Genomic DNA, 18,208 nt, shown 5'->3' on the forward strand with positions numbered 1-18,208 from the left:
CGCAAGCCAGAACGTCGCCTCACATCAGCCCGGAGCCCTTCAGGCTGGTATGTCCGTTCTTGCCGACGATGATGTGATCGTGGACGGCGATGCCGAGCGGCCTGGCGATGTCGACGATGGTTTTGGTCATGCGGATGTCGGCCTGCGACGGCGTCGGATCGCCGGAGGGGTGGTTGTGCACCAGGGCAGTGCTGGGCCTATGTGGTTGTTATAAGGGTGTATTTCGAGAAAAATCGTTTAGGTGGGGACGGGGAATGGGGACGGTAACGTGTGACGAATCGTGATCATCACGCTTTATCAGTCTCGGTCCTGGTCGCTCTTCCGGAGTCACGGCACAACACCATATTGCGCTTGTCCCAGGCCTCAAGCTGATCGACGGGGTAGAGAACTGCTTTGCCGATTTTGACGAAGGGTGGGCCAACGCGCGTCACTCGCCAATTCCGCAACGTCCCCACGCTCACTGCTCCGCGATAGCGCTCAGCGACTTCCTCTACGGTTAGGTATTTCCGATCTCCCATCCTTCTACTCCAGATCACGATGCGTAAGACAGGAGCATGCAAGGTCTCGGTCAGAGCTGAAATTTGGACGAGCCATCTGGAGTGCAGCTGCGGGCGAACGGCGATGAATAGGCGTATGTCCATTCTTCGAGCGCGGCCGATCTCGAAAGTGAGACGATCGTCGTTCTGTCGCGCCCAATTCATGGGGCGGACAAGTGAAGGGTACACACAGCTAACCGACGCCCCTTCGGGACCCGGCTGCAATCAGGCGTTCCGGAGTCGTATGCAGTGCGGTTGCTAGACGCGCAAGGACGACGATGGTCATATTCCGCTTTCCCCGTTCGACCTGGGAAATGTAGGTACGATCAAGATCTGCCTCGAAAGCAAGTTGCTCCTGAGACCAATTCAACGCTTTTCGCGCTCGTCGCACGTTCGCAGCGACTATCCCCACAATTGCCGATTCATCCGCCATAGGGATAAATCGAGAAGAATGTAGACTATCGGTCTACGGACTATGAATCTCATTTCCGATTGCTAGATTGTAGACGATGGTCTACAATCGCGAGGCTTCCCACTCTCGCCAGGAAAGCAACTGGGGTGATGCGAAATCGGGGATCGTTGCTATGCCGGGTCGGGGCAATGTCGGAGATGGTGGTCCGAGAAAAAGCAGGTCCAAGTCTCGAACTCACGAAGAGAATTCCCTCAATGATCGCGTCTTGGCGGTCACTGCTATCGATTATCGGGGCCACGTCCTAACGGTGGTCAGCCAATCCGACGTTGCCTGTGGGACCGCGCAGGCAGCCGAGGTCATACCGTTCATGACAACCATGTTCGGAGGGCCTTTGGGCCAGATGACGTGGAAAGCCGATACGTGGGCAAACTCTCTCCGAAACCATGAGACGGCGGTCTGCCAGCTGATCGAGTCAATTGCCTCAACCCGCCGCGGCTGAACGGCTAAGCGAATCGTTCATGATTGGTCAGGATCGCGTCGATCAAGCTGCTTTCGAACACGGTTGACTGGCTGACGGAACGACGGCTTCCATCGGCCAGCTTGCCGGTTATCGGGCAATGGCGGACACTTGGTCTTCGGCAATTTCGTCTCCCTGGCGACAACGAGCTTCTTCTCTTTATCGGACTTCATTGAACTCGCCTTTCGGACGCCATCCGACTGGATTTTTGATCCACCGGCCGATATCGGATTCATGCCAGCCGGACCCGTTTGCGCTGATCTTGAGCTGAGCCGGGAAGGTGCCCTCGGCGATCTTGCGGTAGATGGTGGATCGGGACAGCCCGGTCCTGGCGAGGACGGTTTTCAGACGGAGGATACGATCTGGTTCGCGCATGGCCGCGCTGCCTCCTGTTGGCTGTTTCTGACCGCTGCTGAGAGCAGAGGGGCAGGCATCTGCCGGGCGTGCAATTGGATTTTCGACTTGTCGCGGCGTGGCGTCCCAACGGCGGCAAATTGGCCGAGTCAACGTTCGAGCCCTCGGTCTCTTCCAAAGCCGATGCCATGGGCGAAGGCCAATTCCTGGCCGAGCCGGCGGCCTGATTCGAACGCGATGCCGAGCTCCCGCTTGCGATTGTCGAGGAGCGATTCCAGTTGCGGATCGCGTTCGAGGCTTCTTGCCATGTCGCCCATCGCGGAGCGCGTGGCCCTGTAGCCGGAGAAATCGCCCGCCTGATACTGGCGCAGGCTGGCTTGGTCGAGCCTCTGCCAGTCCTCCACGAAGCGGTCGGCGCGGCGGTGAGGGGCGATGCGCAGTTCGGTCTCGAGCTGGAGCGCGCGGATGGCGCGGTTGAGGCTCCCGCTCACGGCTTCGCGGGCGAGCTCCGGGTTCTTCTTATAGGCGGTTTCAGCGTCGTGGAAGCCAAAGGGGCGCACCTCCTCGAAGGCCTTGCGGGCGTTCTGCAACTCTCTCACCTGTTCAGGGCTCGCTCTGCCGCCCGTCTCCTGCGCCGCGAAGATCGCATCCACGGCGCGGGCATGGCGCACTAGCGCCCGGGTCCGGACGCGACGCGCTTCTGCCTCCGAGTCTTGCGCCACGTCCCTTGCCGGCGCTTCGGTTTCGCGTCGGTCGGCTGCGATGCGGCTGCCGTCCCGTTCCGGCGCTTCCCGCTGGGGTCGCCGTCCGCCGTCCTGGTCGGATGCCTCTCGAGGCACGCGATGGCCGTCGAACATGCCGCGCAGCTCGTCCGGCACGACCTTGCGCACGATCTCGACCACGCGTTCGCGGAACGTGATCCCGCGCCGCTCGGCGTAGCTCTGGACCGGATCGGCACGGTCGTAATCCGAGGCCATGTCCTTGGCGCGATCGCGCGACAGGACGCGGGTGAGCCGATGCGTGTTGGCAAAATCGTCAGTGCCATAATGCAGGTCCACCCCGTCGCGGTGCCGCGACAGGGCGACATAGCTGCTGTGGGCGTCCATGCCCGGCGTCGCAAGCACATGGACGCGGTCAACCGTCATGCCCTGCGCCTTGTGGATGGTGGCGGCATAGCCGTGGTCTATCCGGTTGTAATCCTTCAGATCAAAGCGCACGGACCGGCCGTCGTCGGTCTGTACGGTCATGGATTGGGTGCTGACCAGCTCGACGGTCCCGAGCGTGCCGTTCTTGACGCTAAGGCTGCGCTCGTTCTGCAGGAACATGACGCGATCCCCACTGGCGACGGTTTTCGTGCCGCGTTCGACCGTCACACGCACCTCGTGCCCCAGATCGCCGGCGGCCCGCATCCGCTCGCGCGCTGCCTCGTTCAGGACGCGCACCTCGTCGTTGGTGTGGGTGAGGATGATCCGGCTCCGGTCCGGTGAGACCTGCCGGTCGCGGTCCCAGCGTCCGATCAGATCCGCGCGCGCCTGCTCGCGGGTTGGGGCCTCATGCACCATGCCATTGGCACGATACGCTTCCAGCGCATGGCCCACTTTGCCGGTCGCCAGATCGCGCGTGGCGTCGCGCTGCCAGTCCTGGCGCTGACGGCGCACCTCGCCGATTTCTGCGCCGCCGTGATGCTCATGGATCGACCGGAATGCCGCGCCCGCCTCGATGGCCTGCAGCTGTTGCGGATCGCCGACCAGGACAACCTTGGCTCCAGCCTCGGCCGCATGGGACAGCACGCGCTCGAGCTGCCGCGTGCCAACCATGCCGGCTTCGTCGATCACCAGCACATCGCTCGATTTGAGCAGATCGCGGCCCTGTTCCCAGCCATGCTCCAGGCTGGCGATCGTGCGCGACGCAATGCCCGATCCGCCTTCGAGGTTTTCCGCCGCAATGCCGGACAGCGCCACGCCCCGGACCTCGAAGCCTGCCGCTTCCCACGCCTCCCGCGCCACTCCCAGCATCGCGCTCTTTCCCGTACCGGCATGGCCGAGAACGATGCTGAGATCGCGTCCGTTCGTGACATGCGCCAACGCCTCGGCCTGCTCGGACGAAAGTACCAGGCCGCGTGCTTCCGCACGCACCACAGCGGCCTCTCGGTCCGCGTCGCGCACCTCATGGCGCTCCCGTTCCGCCATCAGTTTGGCCGCGCGGTGCAGGCGCTGTTCGGCCTCAATCATATCGCGGGTGGTGAACCGATTCTCACCGCGGGCGTCCCTGCCGAGTTCGACCAGATCGGGCGCTCCCCGTAGCGCGCCCATGACCTCGTTGAACTGGTCGAGCCCGTCACTGTGCCGGTGCGCGAACTTGGCCAGGTCGCGCCGTGTAAAGGTCGATTGCTGCTGGGTGATGGCGTCCAGCCCGAGGGAGGAATCGGCGATGATCCGCGCGCCGTTGTTCCGCGCGATCTCGCGGTGCATCTCAGCCCGGTCGGCCTCGATCGCTCCGCCGTCGATGCTTAGAGCCTCGATCCGCTTGGCCGGCGCGCCGATCTGGCTTTGCGGCTCAAGCCGGATACCCTGGGCTTCCAGACTGCGATGGTCGATCCGTGCATCGATGTCGAGCTCGGCCAGCCGCTCGTTGGCAAGCTCCGCCCAGCGTTCGCGCCAGCGCTCGACCATCTCGGTGCGGTTCCAGTCCCGCAGTTTCCGGCCGAACCCGTTCTCGTCGACCGCACGCATGGTCAGCATCACATGGGCATGGGGTTTCGGCATGCCGTCCTCAGCCCTGTCCCAGTGCACGTTGAGGTCGGCGATCATGCCGAGACCGACGAACTCCCCCCGAACGAAGTCGCGGGCCAGCTCGATGCCTTGCGCCTCACTCATCTCACGCGGAAGGGCGAACTCCACCTCACGGGCTAGCTGGGCATCTTTCCGGACTTCGGACGCTTCGACCGCATTCCAAAGCCGCTCCCGATCGCTCCACGCCTCCGGCGCATTCTCCGGCAGCATCACCTCGGAATGCACGACGCCGCGTTTGGCGGAAAAATCCTGCTCCCGGCCGAGCCGCTCGTCGCGCAGCCGCGAGGCGGAGCGGTAGGCCGCCGACGCCACCGCACTGCTCCCGGCCTTCCGGCCAATGACCTTGACGTGAAGATGATAGATCGCCATCGCGACCAGAGCATCTACACAGCGAAGCGAACGTCGGCACGACGTATAAGCGCGCCCTCCCTCGAAAAATTCTCGGGAGGGACTATCCCGTCTCAGCTCGTCCTGATGACCTTACAGCATTGTGCGGGGTACCAAGCTATCATTTCTCCATCGACACTGATGGAGACGATAATGCGCAAACCACGGGACTTCGATGCCGAATTGAAGGCACTCACGGACAAGGCGCGTGACCTGAAGAGCCGCAAGGTGCTGCAGCTCGGTGAACTCGTCATCGCTACGGGGGCTGACGCGCTCAGCGCCAACGAACTCGCCGGCGCGCTGATCGTGCTGGCCGAGACCAAAGAGGCCGGAAAGAGGGAGGCATGGGCTAGGCGCGGGGCCGCGTTCTTCCAAAGCCGGGCGCGGCAAAATGCACCGACAACTGACCGCAACACGGACGGCGCTCCTACGCAACCGAGCGGCGCGCAACCGGCATCAAGCCGAAAGGGCGCGACATGACATGCGCACGTGGCAGGTCGAGCGCCGCAAGCGCACGCGGCACCTCATAGAACTGGGTGGCCTCATCGTTAAAGCCGGTGTAGTCGATCTAGTCGGCGACGAGCGCGCCACCATTCTCGGAGCGTTGCTCTGGATCGCCGACAAGCTCAAGGGCGATCAAGGCAAACGGGCACGAGCGCTGTGGGCCGCAAAGGGGAAGCAGGCGTTCGAGACGGACCCGGCGATGCACGTACGCACAGATCGTTGATGCGCGACAATGGTACGTTCGCGCTGCCGAGCGCGATGACGGCCAGATCGAGTGGACCTCTGGAAGAAATCGGGGGTCACTGCGAAGGCAAGCCTGCTCCAAGCAATTGGACCAGACCGCCGGCGCCATTTCAGGGCGGGCGCGCCCCAATGTCGGATAGCTTCCCCATGCTGCGATAACGGAGTCATGGAACGTGCCCGCGATCGTTATCGTGCGGCTGCTTGCCCGACAGAGCTTAGGGTTCCCAATCGAGCCTCTCGGCGTTCTCATCGTGGCGGCTTGCCTCCTCCTCGAAACTGTCGGCAAGGCCGTTCAGAGCCTTTGCCGTGCGGGGGTGCATAGGTGAGGGCAGCGGCGAAACTACGGTATTTTGCAGCCGCGTGCGCTCAAGCTTGCCGCCGTCCCGTGGCATCCGCGTGGTGATGCGCGCCGATTTCGCCTTCCGATCCAAAACCCGTCGAACATCGGCTTGCTTTCGAAGTCCTCGATGACCTCTCGTACCGCCTCGGCGGGCCAAATGCCATCAGTGCCATTCGGCGATGCAGAGAGAATAGCGCCAATCCGCCCGAGCAAGCCAGTCGGCCTGGGCAATGCTGCGGCCAAGGCTGTGCTGGCAGAGGCCCGCGCCGCCGTAGCGGTCCTCGACCAGCGCGTTGACGCCGTAGCTCACGCAGTGCGCCAGCAGCGCCATCCGGCTGGTGTCGTCGAGACCGCGACCCACTTCCAGCCTTCGCGGGCGATATCCTCGGCGACGATCTTCAGCTTGTCCGTGAAAAACTGGTCGAACAGTGCCACATCCTGCAGCCAGCCGCCGTCGTCCTGGAAGAGGTCGCGCATGATCACGCCGCCCGCGGCCTCGTAAGCGTCGCGGCCGACGAAGACAGCCCGCTTGTCGCTCGCGCGAACGGTCTTTTCGGTCAGCATGCGCCGGATCTGATATGCCTCCTTCGACCAGGCGTTCTTGATAGAGTCCCAGACCTGTTCCTGGCGCGCGTGGTCGCTTGAGACAGTGAACGCCATGAGCGGCTCGAGCGTCATCTCCTCCGTTTCATAGACGGCGAGCAGTGCAGGCGAGACGGTGAGCAGGCGCAGGCGCTGCTTGACCACCTGGACCTGCACGAGGAAAGCCGCAGCGATCTCCTCCTCGGACATACCCTCGACAACATCGCGGCGAAGGCGCGGAATTGCTCGAGCGGCGTCAGCGGAAGCCGATCGATGTTCTCGGCGAGCGAGACCTCCTCGGCGAGGATGGAGCTCTTGGCGTCACCAAGAACACATGGGATCGGCGCGGTCTTGCCGAGGCGCTTCTGCTTCACGAGAAGTTCGAGCGCGCGATAGGGACGGCCCCCGGCGGGAATATCGAACATGCCGGTCTCGGCGCCTCCGGCATCGAGGATGGGCCGGACATGGAGACTCGGAATCAGGCCGCGACGGGCGATCGAAGCCGCTAGGTCTTCGATCGAGACACCGTCCTTGCGGGTCCGGAGGTTGGCTGCGACAGGATGAATTTATTGAAGGGGATGTCGCGCGAGGACGACAAGGTGATCTTCTGAATGACAGTAGTCATCGGGATTTACTCCGCGACGGGCGGCCGAAAGCCTCTCTCCCGGCCTTCAACCCGTAACGGAAATCCCCGCACTCCTCTCACTCTTGCGCGTGGCTGCGTCCGATTGGGTACGCGGCAGTTCGTCCGTTCGAAGCGACCGGCTCGTGCGCGGACTCCGCGTTTCGGGATTGAACGGGAGCTACAGACCAATCGACGACGATACCATCAGGACCGTGGCGAGATCGGCCACGCTCATTCTTCCAGGATGGCGGTTAAGCTCCCCGCTATGTTGGCGGGGCAGGAGCGGGGCGAATGAACAATCGCGCAAGCAATGGGGCAGAAGAGTGCCGATACTGATTCATTATACGAGCCTTGAGAATGCGATATCGATTGTAAGATCGGGCGTATTTCTGACAGCTGGAGGCGGCGACGCTTGCCTAAATGCTTTTGTCGAGGGCAGGCCAGCATCTCGTGGGCAGGAGTTTCAGGCGGACGGTGCGATCCTCAGGTTTGAATGGTCGGGCCCGGTTCGGGTTAACAATGCATTTCCGCTGGAGATCGATGTTCTCCATGACGACTTGCCGTGGAGGGCCGTCGTTCCGGTCGGCTCGACGCGGCATCTCAGGATTATTGGATTGGATGCGAAGGACGATGCTTGGATCGAGGCGGTCGACGGTGTGCCGTGGTATTGCCTGATAGCGCGGATGAAATCGTCCTGTCGCCGGGGCCGTGCGGACGCTTTGAAGCGGGAGATCAAAGGCCGGATCGCAATCCGACCTCCAGTCGTCGTTCGTTCAAGATACTAGGCAACGGAGTCGCGGGATCGCCTGACGAGTTCGATCGGCGGACGGTCACGCCGCTGCGCGGTGGTTCCTCGTGAGTGTCGTTGAAAAAAGGCCAAGCATCCAGTCCGCTGCCTTGCTTGCCTGGCTCGTGGCACGCACGATCGCGCGATTGTCCTCGCGCAGCACTTCGAGCCAGGAGCCGATATAGTCGGCATGCCGCACCGTCGGCACGATGCCGATCGAGGCGGAGCAGAAGGCGGCATTGATCTCGGCGACCAGCGCTTCGAGGGCGTATTTCCTGGTGCCGAACGAGCCCGAAAGATCGCGCCCGAGGCGAGAGGCGTGGCCGGTCGCGTGGCCGAGTTCATGCAGCGCCGTGCGGTGCCAGTTGATGGGCTCGAAAATGGGCCTGAGGCGGCGGGATCTGGACGAAGTCGGGACCGGGCGCGTAGAAGGCGCGATCGCCGCCGATTCGGAAGTCGATGCCGGTCGCTTTAATGAGCGCTTCGACGCGCGGCTCGATGAGGCCCGGCTCAGGCGGGGGAGCGCGGACGGCGAGATCGTCCGGCAGACCCTCGCATTGAGCAGAATTGAAGACCGTAAAACGCTTGAGGAACGGAATGGCCTGCGCGTCCTCACCGGTTTCGCGGGCACGCTTCTTCTCGTCGTCGGGCACGAAGCGGTCCGCATAGACGACGGTCGTGCCACGTTCGCCCTTGCGGACATTGCCGCCCAGGGCGAGCGCCTGTCGGAAGGTGAGCCAGCTCTGGCCGGGATATCCGTGCTCGATCACGGCGCCCCAGAGGATCAGGACGTTGATCCCGGAGTAACTGCGCCCCGTCGAGGCGTTGCGCGGCATGGCGAGCGGCGCCTTGGCCGCCGCGGTTCCCCAAGGTTGAACCCAGGGCAACCGGCCGTCTTCCAGCTCGGCGATGATCTTGTTGGTGATGTCGTCATAGAGGCTCGCCCGATCGGGGGCAGCCCGGCGCTGATGCTTGGTCATCGCGGGTCTCCGTGACGGGCGCCGGAAGCCTTTCCTCCAGCCCTCAACCCGTCACGGCAAACCGGTCCGCACTCTTCCTCTCGTGCGGGGGCGTTGCGGGGCGGCAGGCCCCGCAGAAGGGGTCGAGCGAGACCGCAAGGCTCGGGCGCAGGGGAAGGCTTTCCCCTGTTCTCGATGCAGGTGCAGATCAACGCTCCGTTGGTTCAGCTTTCTCGTGGGCCAGCGAAGTTTGCGGCAAAATAGTCGATCAGCTCGGCCGCCTGCGTGCCTTGCCTGAAACGCCGCTGCTCCTCGAAGTCGACCGAGGGGATCAAATGGATGAATTGATCGTCACCGTAGAGTGCCATCACCGCCTCGGGATCGAGCCCGCCGGACCGCAGGCCCGTCATATTGTTTGCCGCTTCGATCGCGGCGCCAATCATGACATCGGCCAGTTGCACCGCAGGGCTCGTTTTGGAATCGACCTGCGTGACTTCGGAGAGCTTGAGCGGGAATTTCAGGGTCGCGATTTCGGTTTGGCGGAACTCGATAGCCTGGTCGTGATCAATGAAGCGCTGTAGCAGGTCGTGGTAGGTGAGCAGATTCTTCGACTGGTCGTGCTCGACGCGATAAGCGCCGTCGGCCATCACCTCCATGCGGCTGATGAGCGACTGCAGCACCACCAGCGCAGCGTCCGTGTTCACACCGGGCGTTGCGATCGCCGAAAGACATTCGGGTGCGGCGTACTGGGCAAGCGGTCCGAGCGCCTCGGGAAATTCACGCCACCGTGTCGCGCGCGTGGCGGTGACGAGCGCCCTCAGCGCGTCTGGCGTCTTCTCCGTGGCGGCGTGTTGGAACGCGGCGAGCATGGTGTCGAACGCCGCCTGGCCAAGAAGTGTAGGCCCCGCCATGGTGAGCAGCGACGCCATCGCGTAGTTCTGCCCGTTTTCGTAAAAATTGAGGCCCCGTTCGTAGTAGAACGGCTCGACGGCATAGTCGACGAACATGAGGACAAGCAGAAAGCGCTTGTCGCAGACATAGGTGACGCTCTTGTAGTGGGTGAGAAGATCACGCTGTAGAGCAAGTAGCCGCTGATGATTGGCAGAGCGGCGCGACAGCGATCGATATTTGAGCTCCGGCGCCTGGAGCCGCGGGAAGTGTTCCTTGATGAGGCGTGCGGCATCCTCGTCGCTGATGGCAATCGCGGACGCGCCCTGGAAACGCTGGTCAGCATTCAGGAGATCGAAGCCCGTATATCCGCTTTCATCGATGCGAAAGCATTCCATATCTGCGTTGTCTGGCAATGTCGGCACGTCTTTCGTGTCGTAAAAGGGATCTCCCTTGGGCTTTCGTCTACGCTATGCCTTGTCTTCGGCGAAATCGATGGGACGGGTGGCGGCGCAAGGCCAATTATGTTGGCCGCAAACAGCGAATGTACGGATTCAAAGACGGTTCAGAGGGCGAATGCCGCCTGGGCGTGAAAATCTCGCAGGCGTGAGACATGGAAGCTGCCGCGCGGTTGAGGCACCAGAAGTTCGTCTTCCGGCACGGTCATGTCGAGCCAAGCCATCCGCTGGTCCCGGCGCAGCACGGCCATCTGCCGATCGTGGTAGGCTTCGACGTCATCGTTGGCTACTGTTGTGAGGATCGCGTAGGACTCGCGCCAACCCCGCGTTGCTGGTCGCCAGACGCCGGCGAAATAGAAAAAGTCGCCGCTCTCCAGTTTGAAGCTGTAGTTCTTGCCGTGGCTGCGATGACGGAATTCCGATGCCGGCACCAGGCATCGATGATTTGGGAAAACGCGGCCCTCTGCACGCACGACCGTAAAAGGCCTGCCGCTGCTCTCGCGGGGCTGCAGGCCCCAGTTCAGCTCCACCATCTCAACATCGTGGCCGACACGCCGTATGATGACGCGGCGTTCGTCGAGCGATGTTTCGGAATCGAAAACCGTTGAGCTCATAATCCGCGAACATAACAAGAACACGGTCGCAAGGCAATGGCGATCGGGACGGAGGACCGATGTGCAACGATTACCGACTGAAGGTGGACGTGGCCTCCATCATGGAGGACTTTGCCGACCTCAAGATCAAGATCCGCTTCGGGGAGGGCGCGCCGAACATCGAGGCGCGCGACGACATCAAGATCACGGACATGGCTCCGATCATCCGCACGATTGAGGGGGTGCTCGGCGAAGGTGACCTGGTGCAGCGGCGCTGGAGCTGGCCGAGCCAGAACAAGCGGCCAGTCTACAATTTCCGATCGGAGGGACGCGAGTTCTCCTCGAACCGCTGCCTGATCGTGGCCGACGGCTTCTACGAGTTCACCGATCCGGCCGAGAAGGGAAAGAAGCGCAAGGACAAGTGGCTTTTCACCAAGCGTGACGAGCCGATCTTCTGCATCGCCGGCATCTGGCGCGAAACGAAGTACGTCGGCGAGGCCTTCACCATGCTGACGATGGAGCCGGGACCCGACATCGCGCCATATCACGACCGGCAGATCGTCATCCTCGGGCGCGAAGCCTGGGCCGACTGGCTCGATCCTACCGTGCCGGCTCAATCGCTAATCCGGCCGCTCCCCGCCGGGAGCTTGCAGGTGGAGCAGATCGGTTAGATCAGGGCGTGGCTCGCCTGCCAGCCTCTAGCCGGCTTACGTCTGTTACTCTTGGGATCTGAAGCGCTCCGGATCGAAGTGCCCGAGGATTTCCAAGACCTTGGCTTCTGGGATACGGGGCAATGCGAAGAGGTTCCGGACCCGATTGTAGGCGTTTGTCAGAAAGGTGATCTGGGCGGTGTTATTCCAATCCTGACTTTGTCGGAATTCGATCGCTTCGTTACGTCGAGACTGTATCCGGTCCATCTCCCATTCTGCATACCAGCGCAGGTCGCGAACATTGAAGAGGCCGGCCTCGACACGGCGAGCGGCGTGCGCGCCGAATCGGTCCATCACGACCATCGAACGGCGAAGGAATTGCGACCACTGCCCGAGCATCGGTTGGTCTTTCAGAAGCGAATAGCCGTTGTGCGGGACGATGACGCTGCCATGAAGCATCCAAAATTCGCCGGTGTCGTCAAAGAACATGGTCATGTTGGTCGAGGAAATCGGTTCGCCATGCCCACCCGTGATCCAATACCTTACGAAACCCTCTTCGGTTGCACCGAAGTCGCCATTGACGGCGGTGTCGTGCGGGGCTTCGACGGTGAGCGACTGAGGCAGGTTTGCAATATCGGCGACCGATGGAGGATGCGTCTTCCAGCCTGCCGGCGTGACGCGGATGTAGGCGCGCGGGATGTCGGGAAGCCGGACCTCGGTTCGCCCAGGCCGGCCGAATGCATCGTTATGGACAAGGATGTCTTTCGCCGACGCCCAGATGGATGGGTTTTGCGCATTGGCTGACACGCCTGTGATCGTCGCAGCCGCGGCGATCTCTTCGGCCCGGCCGGCGAGATTGATCTCGAGCGCGCCTTTCAATTCCCTGACCAGCTTCTTCTTCACGCTTTTGCGTGTAGCCTGGTCTGCGCCGTCGGCCAGATGATAGGTGATCACCCGCCTCTGACGGATGTCGAAAGGAAGGTCCTCGATTTCGGCTCCGGTCGCCGTGTTCAGGACGCCGATGACTCGCTCCCAACCGGGCTTCTGCATCGCCCAGCCCAATTCGATCATGACGTTCGGATTCGGAAGCCATTTCTCTGCCGGCGCCGGCGACCGCGCGATCGGCGTCAGGTCTGCGACAAATACGGCGGCGTTGGCGATCTTCGTAAGGATGGTGGAGGCGATATCGACCATGCCCCGTTCGCCCTTCGTATCGTGATCGACCTCTGGCCTGTCGGCGTCGTTGACGTCCATCTCGCTATTGATCATTTCGATGGCCTCGACCAACGAGGCGCGCACAAAGCTGCGGCAGGTCTCCGGCGAATAGTCGCTCTGCCATGACCAGAATATTTTGGGGGACCCCTCGGCCGTCACGATTGTACCTCTGTTGTTCTTGCGTGCTTTAGATCGCTGCGTTGTCGGATCGGCCGGGGCCACGATGTGATAGCCGACCACCAGAATTTAATTAGTCGGCGAGGTCGAAACTCACCGGCTCGCCGCTCCAGGCGTGGTAGAGATTCGAACCATCCCAATAGGAAACTCTTCCGTTGTCGAGTTTTCGCTTCGCGCGCCAAACCAGGTCGCCTTTGAGCCTGGTCATCGTTGAAGGACCGAATTGTGGGACCTCGAAGCCCCTTTGACTGTAGCCGTCATCAGACACCGTGTGATTGCCGAGTCCCATCAGCAATGCGGCGTGTCTGGTTTCTTTGATGACCAGCGCGAAGTTGTTCCGGATGACGCTGTATCCGGAATGCGCATGGAGCACCCGGGGGTCGCGGCGATTAGCCACTTCCGAGATTAGCCGACCAACGGCTTCGGACGAGACTAAAGATGATTTGTCGGTGATGATACCTTCCGTTGCTCTGGCACACCAGTTTACGACGTCTTGTCGTTCGGCAAGTTCAATCGAATTTGGGAATCGAGCGGCCCATCGACGGGCTCCTGGCAAATAGCTCGATGTGGTGACAAACAGGGATTTACTCGCACCTTCTCCGATGCCGATCCCATACAGAGCTGCGACATTTGTCAGATCAATCTTGTTGCCAATGGCGTACCGCTTTGCCTGTACGACCGTGAGGATGTCGCCAATGGGGTCTCGTTGCCAAAGCCGGAGGTCGACGCCGTTATCGGCAGTGCCGGGGCCAAGCTCGGCCGTAAATCCCTGATTCTGAAATATGCGAAACAGCAGCGTCTCGAAGTCGCGCCAATGCAGGCGATTGAGATCATCCGGATTGCGCACGAAATGATCGTACAGCTCTTGATAAACATCGGCGGTGTCTTGGGTGATGAGGCTGCAGACCCAGCGCCAATGAAAATAGCGAACAAACGCTGAAGAGAGCGGCTCGACCTCGGTATAAATGGCCATCGTGTAGCCATTGAGATTTTCGTAGAAGTATCCGCGCTTTTCGAGGATTTCTCTGAAAGCGGGCTCGTGGCCGTCAGGATCCTCTCCGCCAAGCACCGTGACCAGATCGCCTCCGCATATCAGCAGTGTTACGACCGGCGGTTCATGCGGCTCCCCTCCGACATGGTCCAAAAAGGGTTTGAAGCCGCAGTCAAACCAGAGATCCTCGCTCTCTGCCCAGCTTTGAATTGCCGCCTGCAGGGTCGTTATTTCCACCTCGAGATCGGCGTCCGACCACTTTTGGCACGTCGTAAAATGGGTTTCTTCGTCGCGGCTCATGGTCCGGCGCCCTGCAGAGAGTCCAGATAGCCGTCTGTCCCGGAGAAATAGCCGTCGAGTGCGTTCATTACGTCCGCGAGCGCAGCGAGGTCGAGCTCGCTGTGGGCGATCGGAATCGGGCGGCCTTTGATGTCGACGGGATACCTGTACGAGAAGGATTTTGGATCGACCTTGGCAAACTCGGCGACGATCTGCGCGACGGTCGGATCGGTCCCGTCGACGTCCCGGTGGCCGTAGCCGGTGAGAACGGCCATTAGTGCCTTCCACAGGTCGCCCAAGTCATGGGTGTTCCAGATTGCGTCGACGCCCACGGTGTGGCCGTAGGTCGAGATCAGGTACTTCAGCGACAGCTCGATAAACTGCCGGTAGTTGAAGATGATCGGATAGACCAAGGACGACTGATCAACGTCGTCGGCGATCGCGCGCTCGACCATCAAGTCGGCCGCTCTCTTATACCCCGCCATCATCATCACGAGCCGGCCGTGACCGTGCGGGTCGATGTAAGCATTGTCCTGCCAGTTCTGCGATTGCGTGAAAGGCCGATCGCCGGCCTTCGGCCATCGGAATTCCCTATTCAAAATCGATTCGAAGGCGTTCTCCTCCGTCATGGCACCTCCTATTTGTAGAGTTGGACGTCGGGGATCGCCACCGCGCCATCGTGAACAAAGGCAAGGCTGTGCCGCGCGCGCGTGGCGCCGACATACATCCTCGCGACCGATTTCTCGACGTGGCTGATCTGGCCCGTGCTTAGCCATTTTTTTGCAAGGCCGTGTGGGAAGATCATGACTCTGTCGAAGGTCAGGCCCTTTGACTCGCCGAAATTCATCGCCGGTAGATCGCGGCAGGCGGTCTTTTTGTCGAACCGCAGAACCTGCGGTGCGAACATCGCCACGTAGGCATCGACCTTCGCGGGTGCGACGATGAACACACCATCATGACCGGTCACAATGTCGTTCAGGGACTTGGTGGCGGGCTCATTGGGGAAGAAGCGATCACCGAGATCAGCGATGTGCTGATGACAGCGATGGGTGTGTTGTTCGTAGGTCAGCGCCGCGAGCCCGGCTTTGTCCCATGCTTTGAATTTCTTGATGATGTTGATGCCGCCGAAAGCTCCATTCTTCTTGCCCTGATTGGTCTTGAGGGTGGCCTGTCTGTGGTCGCCGACCAGGGTGAGCTTGATTCCTGCCTTCAAGATAAGTTCGACGACGTCGAGATCGTAGCCGGCCATATCCTGAATCTCGTCCACGAAAATGTGGTCGAAGCGCTGCGCGAGCCGGCGCATGACCGCGCCGTTCGTCCGGCGGTTACACTCGCAGATGAATTTCGAGATCTTATCGGAATAGATGAGGCGCCCGCCCGCGAAATAGTGAGCGGCGGTGTTCGATTCTGGAATGTAGGGAACGGAACGTCCTTCCTCCCACTGAAGTCCCTCGATCCGGCGGTCGTGCATCACGCGCCTATACGGACGCGCGAGGTCGCGCAGCAGGAAGCCGAACCATGTCATCACTTCGAGATTGGATGGGATGACCGGTCCCAGGCCGTAAAGCTTGCGCTCGATCTCTTTTTCGTTGTTGCGCGTGTAGGTGACGAGCAACGACCGTTCGGCGCCCCCAGCGGCCTCGCCGACGATGCGGGTGGTTTTGCCGCCGCCTGCGGCGCACATGATGATCCGATTAGCTGACGGCACTGGCGATGTACCCTGGAACGATCCATGGTTCCGTCGTCTTGAAGAACCTCAGCGCCGTGTCGGCCTTGTTGTCCTTCATATAGTCCAGCAGGGCAGCATCCGAAACGAACGTCTTGCCGAGCACCTTTTCGATCGCAGCTCTGCCGTTTGCCTTGAGGAGTTGCGGCTCGAGCGTCGGGTATTTTTCATCGGTGTCGTAGAGGATGCTGATTTTCGGCTTTCCTGCGTAGTCCGCATATTTCGTGGCGAGGGCGGCGACCTTGCCATCGTTATCCGTCACGACTGCCACCATCCGATCGAGGAGAACCGCGATCTCGAGGAAGCGCCGGAAGGCGAGTGAGTTGACGGAGATAACGTCAATACCGTTCTCGAGCGGCATTTTGCCGTGCTGTTTCACATAGGCGGCCTGGACGATCAGCTCGTCCGACGGCCCTTCGACGAGGATGGCGCGCCTCGCCAGGATCAGCCGCAAGGTATCGTGACCCGGCAGGCGCATGAAGTAATCCTGCGTGCCGCTGGTCAGGGCGTTGAGCCGGATCGACTTGCCATGGTGGAACAGGACCACGGCCTCGACGCCCAGCTTGTTGAGGACGAAGCTGCTGTGTGTGGTGATGATGAGCTGGCGGCTGCCGCGCCGCGTGGCGATGTGGCTGATGAGCTCGTTGAGGTTCGAAAAGGACAGATGGTTCTCCGCCTCTTCGATCAAGATCAGATGGGAGTCGGCGGACGACTCCATAGCCAACTTGATCTTGATGGCGTTCTGTTCTCCCTTGCCGACGAGCGGAAGCGGCACATCGTCGAGGTGTGGCATGACGCCGGTCTCCCAAGTCGCGCGCGATGACGTGTCAAGGGAGACCGAAAGCGCCTTTTCCGAGATTCCGCCCTTCTTCTTGGCGAGCGCCTCGTTGACGCCCTTGACCTTGGCATTGTCGAGGAACGCGTCCTTCATCATGCGATATGACAGTGCGAGATCGACCTTCTGGCCCTTGCTAAGGCTGTCGCGCATGATGTCTACGACGTAACGGCTCGCCGCGGCGTTATTGCGGATTGTGCTCGCGTCAATGAAGGCCGGCTTGATTGGTATCGAGCGTGAGGTGAGCAGTTCGTTGTCAGCGAATCCGCGCCATTTCACCACGTAATATTCGATCGGCAAGGTCCGGATCAGTGTCGGGTCCGCGACGTAGGATTTGAATTCCTCCGCATAGTCCTGATTGAACTCGATTGAGAGCGCGACGCCGGGAAGGTCGGCTCCGAGAGTGTTGTTGGTCCCCTTGAGTTTCGAGAGGGCGGCATCGTCGTGTAAATAAAGCTCGATGAGAATCGCTGGCGGTGCGGCCGAAGTTTTGGCGATGAGGGCGGCAATGTAATTCGCCACGGTCTCGGCATTGAAGAGATGCGGGTGAAGTTCAGTTTGAATCGGCCGACCGTTAAGCTGACCAGTGAGCGCAAGATTAATCGCCTCGAGCAGGGTCGATTTTCCGCTCTCGTTGTCGCCTACGATAATATTCAGATCGGGATTTAGAGTGACATCCACTGTCTTCAGGCAACGATAATTACTGATGATCACCCGCGATATATACAACGTGCCCTCCTAGTGACCGCCCCCTAAAGCCACTACGGCAAGGTTGTAGGAAGATTAGTCGAAGAACAGCTTTTGGTCTACTTTATGTAGAGTGGGTGAGGCGCCCAAAGGGCCGAGGTTGTTAAGATCGGAGAACATATGCGGGAGCTGCCGCAATGGGAGTTTGATATCTACGCGCTGTCGCTGCCGCGAGGCCACGGCTTCGGCGATAAAGAGCCGAGAGCGGCGTGGCTGACCGACGACGGGCGCACGTTGGGCATCGTGACGATGTACCATCAGACAGGGCCCTTTGGGTATCTCGTCATGCGGCGCCGTGTTGATTCGGGGTGGGGCATTACCGCCGAGGCGACCGACTTTGGCACGCTGTACGAGGCGACGCTTGCTATCGAACCGTTGATGATCGAGGGCAAAGAGCTGGAGCCGATGAAACCAGGGGTCGCTGCGCGGCCACCCCTGTTTGATCTGCAAGGGCGTGAAGCGAGCGAGGTCTTCAAGCTGCTCACGCGCCCATCGCATGTCCCAGCCGCCTGGGCGCTGAACCATCTCTATCTTGCCCTCCCTAAGCCGGATCGGAACTGGGTCAGCGACTGCCAGACCGGCAATTTCCACACCCGCATATGGGAGGCGCA

Annotated in this window: 16 protein-coding genes and 3 pseudogenes; 3 read left to right on the forward strand and 16 right to left on the reverse strand. The window is 61.1% G+C overall.

What is annotated here, in order from left to right:
- Positions 1 to 19: 19 nt before the first annotated feature.
- From ACQR1B_RS02230 to traA, 5 genes and pseudogenes are all read right to left on the reverse strand, one after another.
- Positions 20 to 184: pseudogene (locus tag ACQR1B_RS02230) on the reverse strand (JAB domain-containing protein); the annotation flags it as partial.
- Positions 185 to 287: 103 nt separating this feature from the next.
- Positions 288 to 518: a helix-turn-helix domain-containing protein gene (locus ACQR1B_RS02235; protein WP_434831446.1), complete on the reverse strand. Its 231-nt coding sequence runs from the start codon at positions 516 to 518 to the stop codon at positions 288 to 290.
- Between the two features lie 211 nt (positions 519 to 729).
- Positions 730 to 969, reverse strand: coding sequence for a helix-turn-helix domain-containing protein (locus ACQR1B_RS02240; RefSeq protein WP_434831445.1), 240 nt, complete (start codon positions 967 to 969; stop codon positions 730 to 732).
- 655 nt (positions 970 to 1,624) lie between these two features.
- Positions 1,625 to 1,840, reverse strand: coding sequence for a helix-turn-helix transcriptional regulator (locus ACQR1B_RS02245; RefSeq protein WP_434831444.1), 216 nt, complete (start codon positions 1,838 to 1,840; stop codon positions 1,625 to 1,627).
- Positions 1,841 to 1,968: 128 nt separating this feature from the next.
- Entirely contained in the window at positions 1,969 to 4,980 is a 3,012-nt protein-coding gene (gene traA / locus ACQR1B_RS02250; protein WP_434831443.1) for a Ti-type conjugative transfer relaxase TraA, read from the reverse strand.
- Between the two features lie 171 nt (positions 4,981 to 5,151).
- Here traA and ACQR1B_RS02255 point away from each other — a divergent pair, with 171 nt between their 5' ends.
- Together ACQR1B_RS02255 and ACQR1B_RS02260 are read left to right on the forward strand one after the other, a co-directional pair.
- Positions 5,152 to 5,478 (forward strand): conjugal transfer protein TraD, encoded by a 327-nt coding sequence (locus tag ACQR1B_RS02255; protein WP_434831442.1) that lies wholly within the window; start codon positions 5,152 to 5,154, stop codon positions 5,476 to 5,478.
- 1 nt (position 5,479) lies between these two features.
- Entirely contained in the window at positions 5,480 to 5,725 is a 246-nt protein-coding gene (locus ACQR1B_RS02260; RefSeq protein ID WP_434831441.1) for a conjugal transfer protein TraD, read from the forward strand.
- Positions 5,726 to 6,248: 523 nt separating this feature from the next.
- Here ACQR1B_RS02260 and ACQR1B_RS02265 read toward each other — a convergent pair.
- From ACQR1B_RS02265 to ACQR1B_RS02285, 5 genes and pseudogenes are all read right to left on the reverse strand, one after another.
- Positions 6,249 to 6,416, reverse strand: a complete 168-nt coding sequence (locus ACQR1B_RS02265) for a hypothetical protein (RefSeq protein ID WP_434831440.1) — start codon at positions 6,414 to 6,416, stop codon at positions 6,249 to 6,251.
- A gap of 14 nt (positions 6,417 to 6,430) precedes the next feature.
- Positions 6,431 to 7,292 (reverse strand): annotated as a pseudogene (locus ACQR1B_RS02270) (ParB/RepB/Spo0J family partition protein); the annotation flags it as partial.
- A gap of 830 nt (positions 7,293 to 8,122) precedes the next feature.
- Positions 8,123 to 9,059, reverse strand: a pseudogene (locus ACQR1B_RS02275) (ArdC family protein).
- Between the two features lie 203 nt (positions 9,060 to 9,262).
- On the reverse strand, positions 9,263 to 10,351 hold the full coding sequence (locus tag ACQR1B_RS02280) for a DUF3800 domain-containing protein (RefSeq protein WP_434831439.1): 1,089 nt from the start codon (positions 10,349 to 10,351) through the stop codon (positions 9,263 to 9,265).
- 140 nt (positions 10,352 to 10,491) lie between these two features.
- On the reverse strand, positions 10,492 to 11,001 hold the full coding sequence (locus ACQR1B_RS02285) for an SOS response-associated peptidase family protein (protein WP_434831611.1): 510 nt from the start codon (positions 10,999 to 11,001) through the stop codon (positions 10,492 to 10,494).
- Between the two features lie 56 nt (positions 11,002 to 11,057).
- Here ACQR1B_RS02285 and ACQR1B_RS02290 point away from each other — a divergent pair, with 56 nt between their 5' ends.
- On the forward strand, positions 11,058 to 11,648 hold the full coding sequence (locus tag ACQR1B_RS02290; protein ID WP_434831438.1) for an SOS response-associated peptidase: 591 nt from the start codon (positions 11,058 to 11,060) through the stop codon (positions 11,646 to 11,648).
- 45 nt (positions 11,649 to 11,693) lie between these two features.
- On the opposite strand, the gene ACQR1B_RS02295 is transcribed toward ACQR1B_RS02290, so the two are convergent.
- Genes ACQR1B_RS02295 through ACQR1B_RS02320 form a run of 6 tightly spaced genes read right to left on the reverse strand, consistent with a single transcriptional unit; the run spans position 11,694 to position 18,122 of the window.
- Entirely contained in the window at positions 11,694 to 13,082 is a 1,389-nt protein-coding gene (locus ACQR1B_RS02295; RefSeq protein WP_434831437.1) for a hypothetical protein, read from the reverse strand.
- A 10-nt stretch (positions 13,083 to 13,092) separates the two neighbouring features.
- Positions 13,093 to 14,310, reverse strand: coding sequence for a restriction endonuclease (locus ACQR1B_RS02300; RefSeq protein ID WP_434831436.1), 1,218 nt, complete (start codon positions 14,308 to 14,310; stop codon positions 13,093 to 13,095).
- Complete coding sequence (locus ACQR1B_RS02305) at positions 14,307 to 14,918, reverse strand: hypothetical protein (RefSeq protein WP_434831435.1); 612 nt, start codon at positions 14,916 to 14,918, stop codon at positions 14,307 to 14,309. Before ACQR1B_RS02305 ends, ACQR1B_RS02300 begins: the two co-directional genes overlap by 4 nt.
- An 8-nt stretch (positions 14,919 to 14,926) precedes the next feature.
- A complete protein-coding gene (locus ACQR1B_RS02310; protein ID WP_434831434.1) occupies positions 14,927 to 15,973 on the reverse strand; it encodes a UvrD-helicase domain-containing protein in 1,047 nt (348 codons plus the stop codon).
- A gap of 10 nt (positions 15,974 to 15,983) precedes the next feature.
- Entirely contained in the window at positions 15,984 to 17,579 is a 1,596-nt protein-coding gene (locus ACQR1B_RS02315) for an ATP-dependent nuclease (protein ID WP_434831433.1), read from the reverse strand.
- 54 nt (positions 17,580 to 17,633) lie between these two features.
- The gene (locus tag ACQR1B_RS02320) at positions 17,634 to 18,122 is read right to left on the reverse strand and encodes a hypothetical protein (RefSeq protein ID WP_434831432.1); all 489 of its coding nucleotides are present in this window, start codon (positions 18,120 to 18,122) and stop codon (positions 17,634 to 17,636) included.
- Between the last annotated feature and the right edge of the window lie 86 nt (positions 18,123 to 18,208).

It is taken from the genome of Bradyrhizobium oligotrophicum (assembly GCF_051168495.1).
GTDB lineage: Bacteria > Pseudomonadota > Alphaproteobacteria > Rhizobiales > Xanthobacteraceae > Bradyrhizobium > Bradyrhizobium oligotrophicum_A.

Coding starts and splice junctions, on each gene's coding strand:
- ACQR1B_RS02255 (WP_434831442.1), top strand. CDS start 5,152: ATGCGCAAACCACGGGACTTCGATGCCGAATTGAAGGCACTCACGGAC.
- ACQR1B_RS02260 (WP_434831441.1), top strand. CDS start 5,480: ATGCGCACGTGGCAGGTCGAGCGCCGCAAGCGCACGCGGCACCTCATA.
- ACQR1B_RS02300 (WP_434831436.1), bottom strand. CDS start 14,310: ATGAGCCGCGACGAAGAAACCCATTTTACGACGTGCCAAAAGTGGTCG.
- ACQR1B_RS02320 (WP_434831432.1), bottom strand. CDS start 18,122: ATGGTTCAGCGCCCAGGCGGCTGGGACATGCGATGGGCGCGTGAGCAG.
- traA (WP_434831443.1), bottom strand. CDS start 4,980: ATGGCGATCTATCATCTTCACGTCAAGGTCATTGGCCGGAAGGCCGGG.
- ACQR1B_RS02235 (WP_434831446.1), bottom strand. CDS start 518: ATGGGAGATCGGAAATACCTAACCGTAGAGGAAGTCGCTGAGCGCTAT.
- ACQR1B_RS02240 (WP_434831445.1), bottom strand. CDS start 969: ATGGCGGATGAATCGGCAATTGTGGGGATAGTCGCTGCGAACGTGCGA.
- ACQR1B_RS02245 (WP_434831444.1), bottom strand. CDS start 1,840: ATGCGCGAACCAGATCGTATCCTCCGTCTGAAAACCGTCCTCGCCAGG.
- ACQR1B_RS02265 (WP_434831440.1), bottom strand. CDS start 6,416: ATGGCGCTGCTGGCGCACTGCGTGAGCTACGGCGTCAACGCGCTGGTC.
- ACQR1B_RS02305 (WP_434831435.1), bottom strand. CDS start 14,918: ATGACGGAGGAGAACGCCTTCGAATCGATTTTGAATAGGGAATTCCGA.
- ACQR1B_RS02290 (WP_434831438.1), top strand. CDS start 11,058: ATGTGCAACGATTACCGACTGAAGGTGGACGTGGCCTCCATCATGGAG.
- ACQR1B_RS02310 (WP_434831434.1), bottom strand. CDS start 15,973: ATGTGCGCCGCAGGCGGCGGCAAAACCACCCGCATCGTCGGCGAGGCC.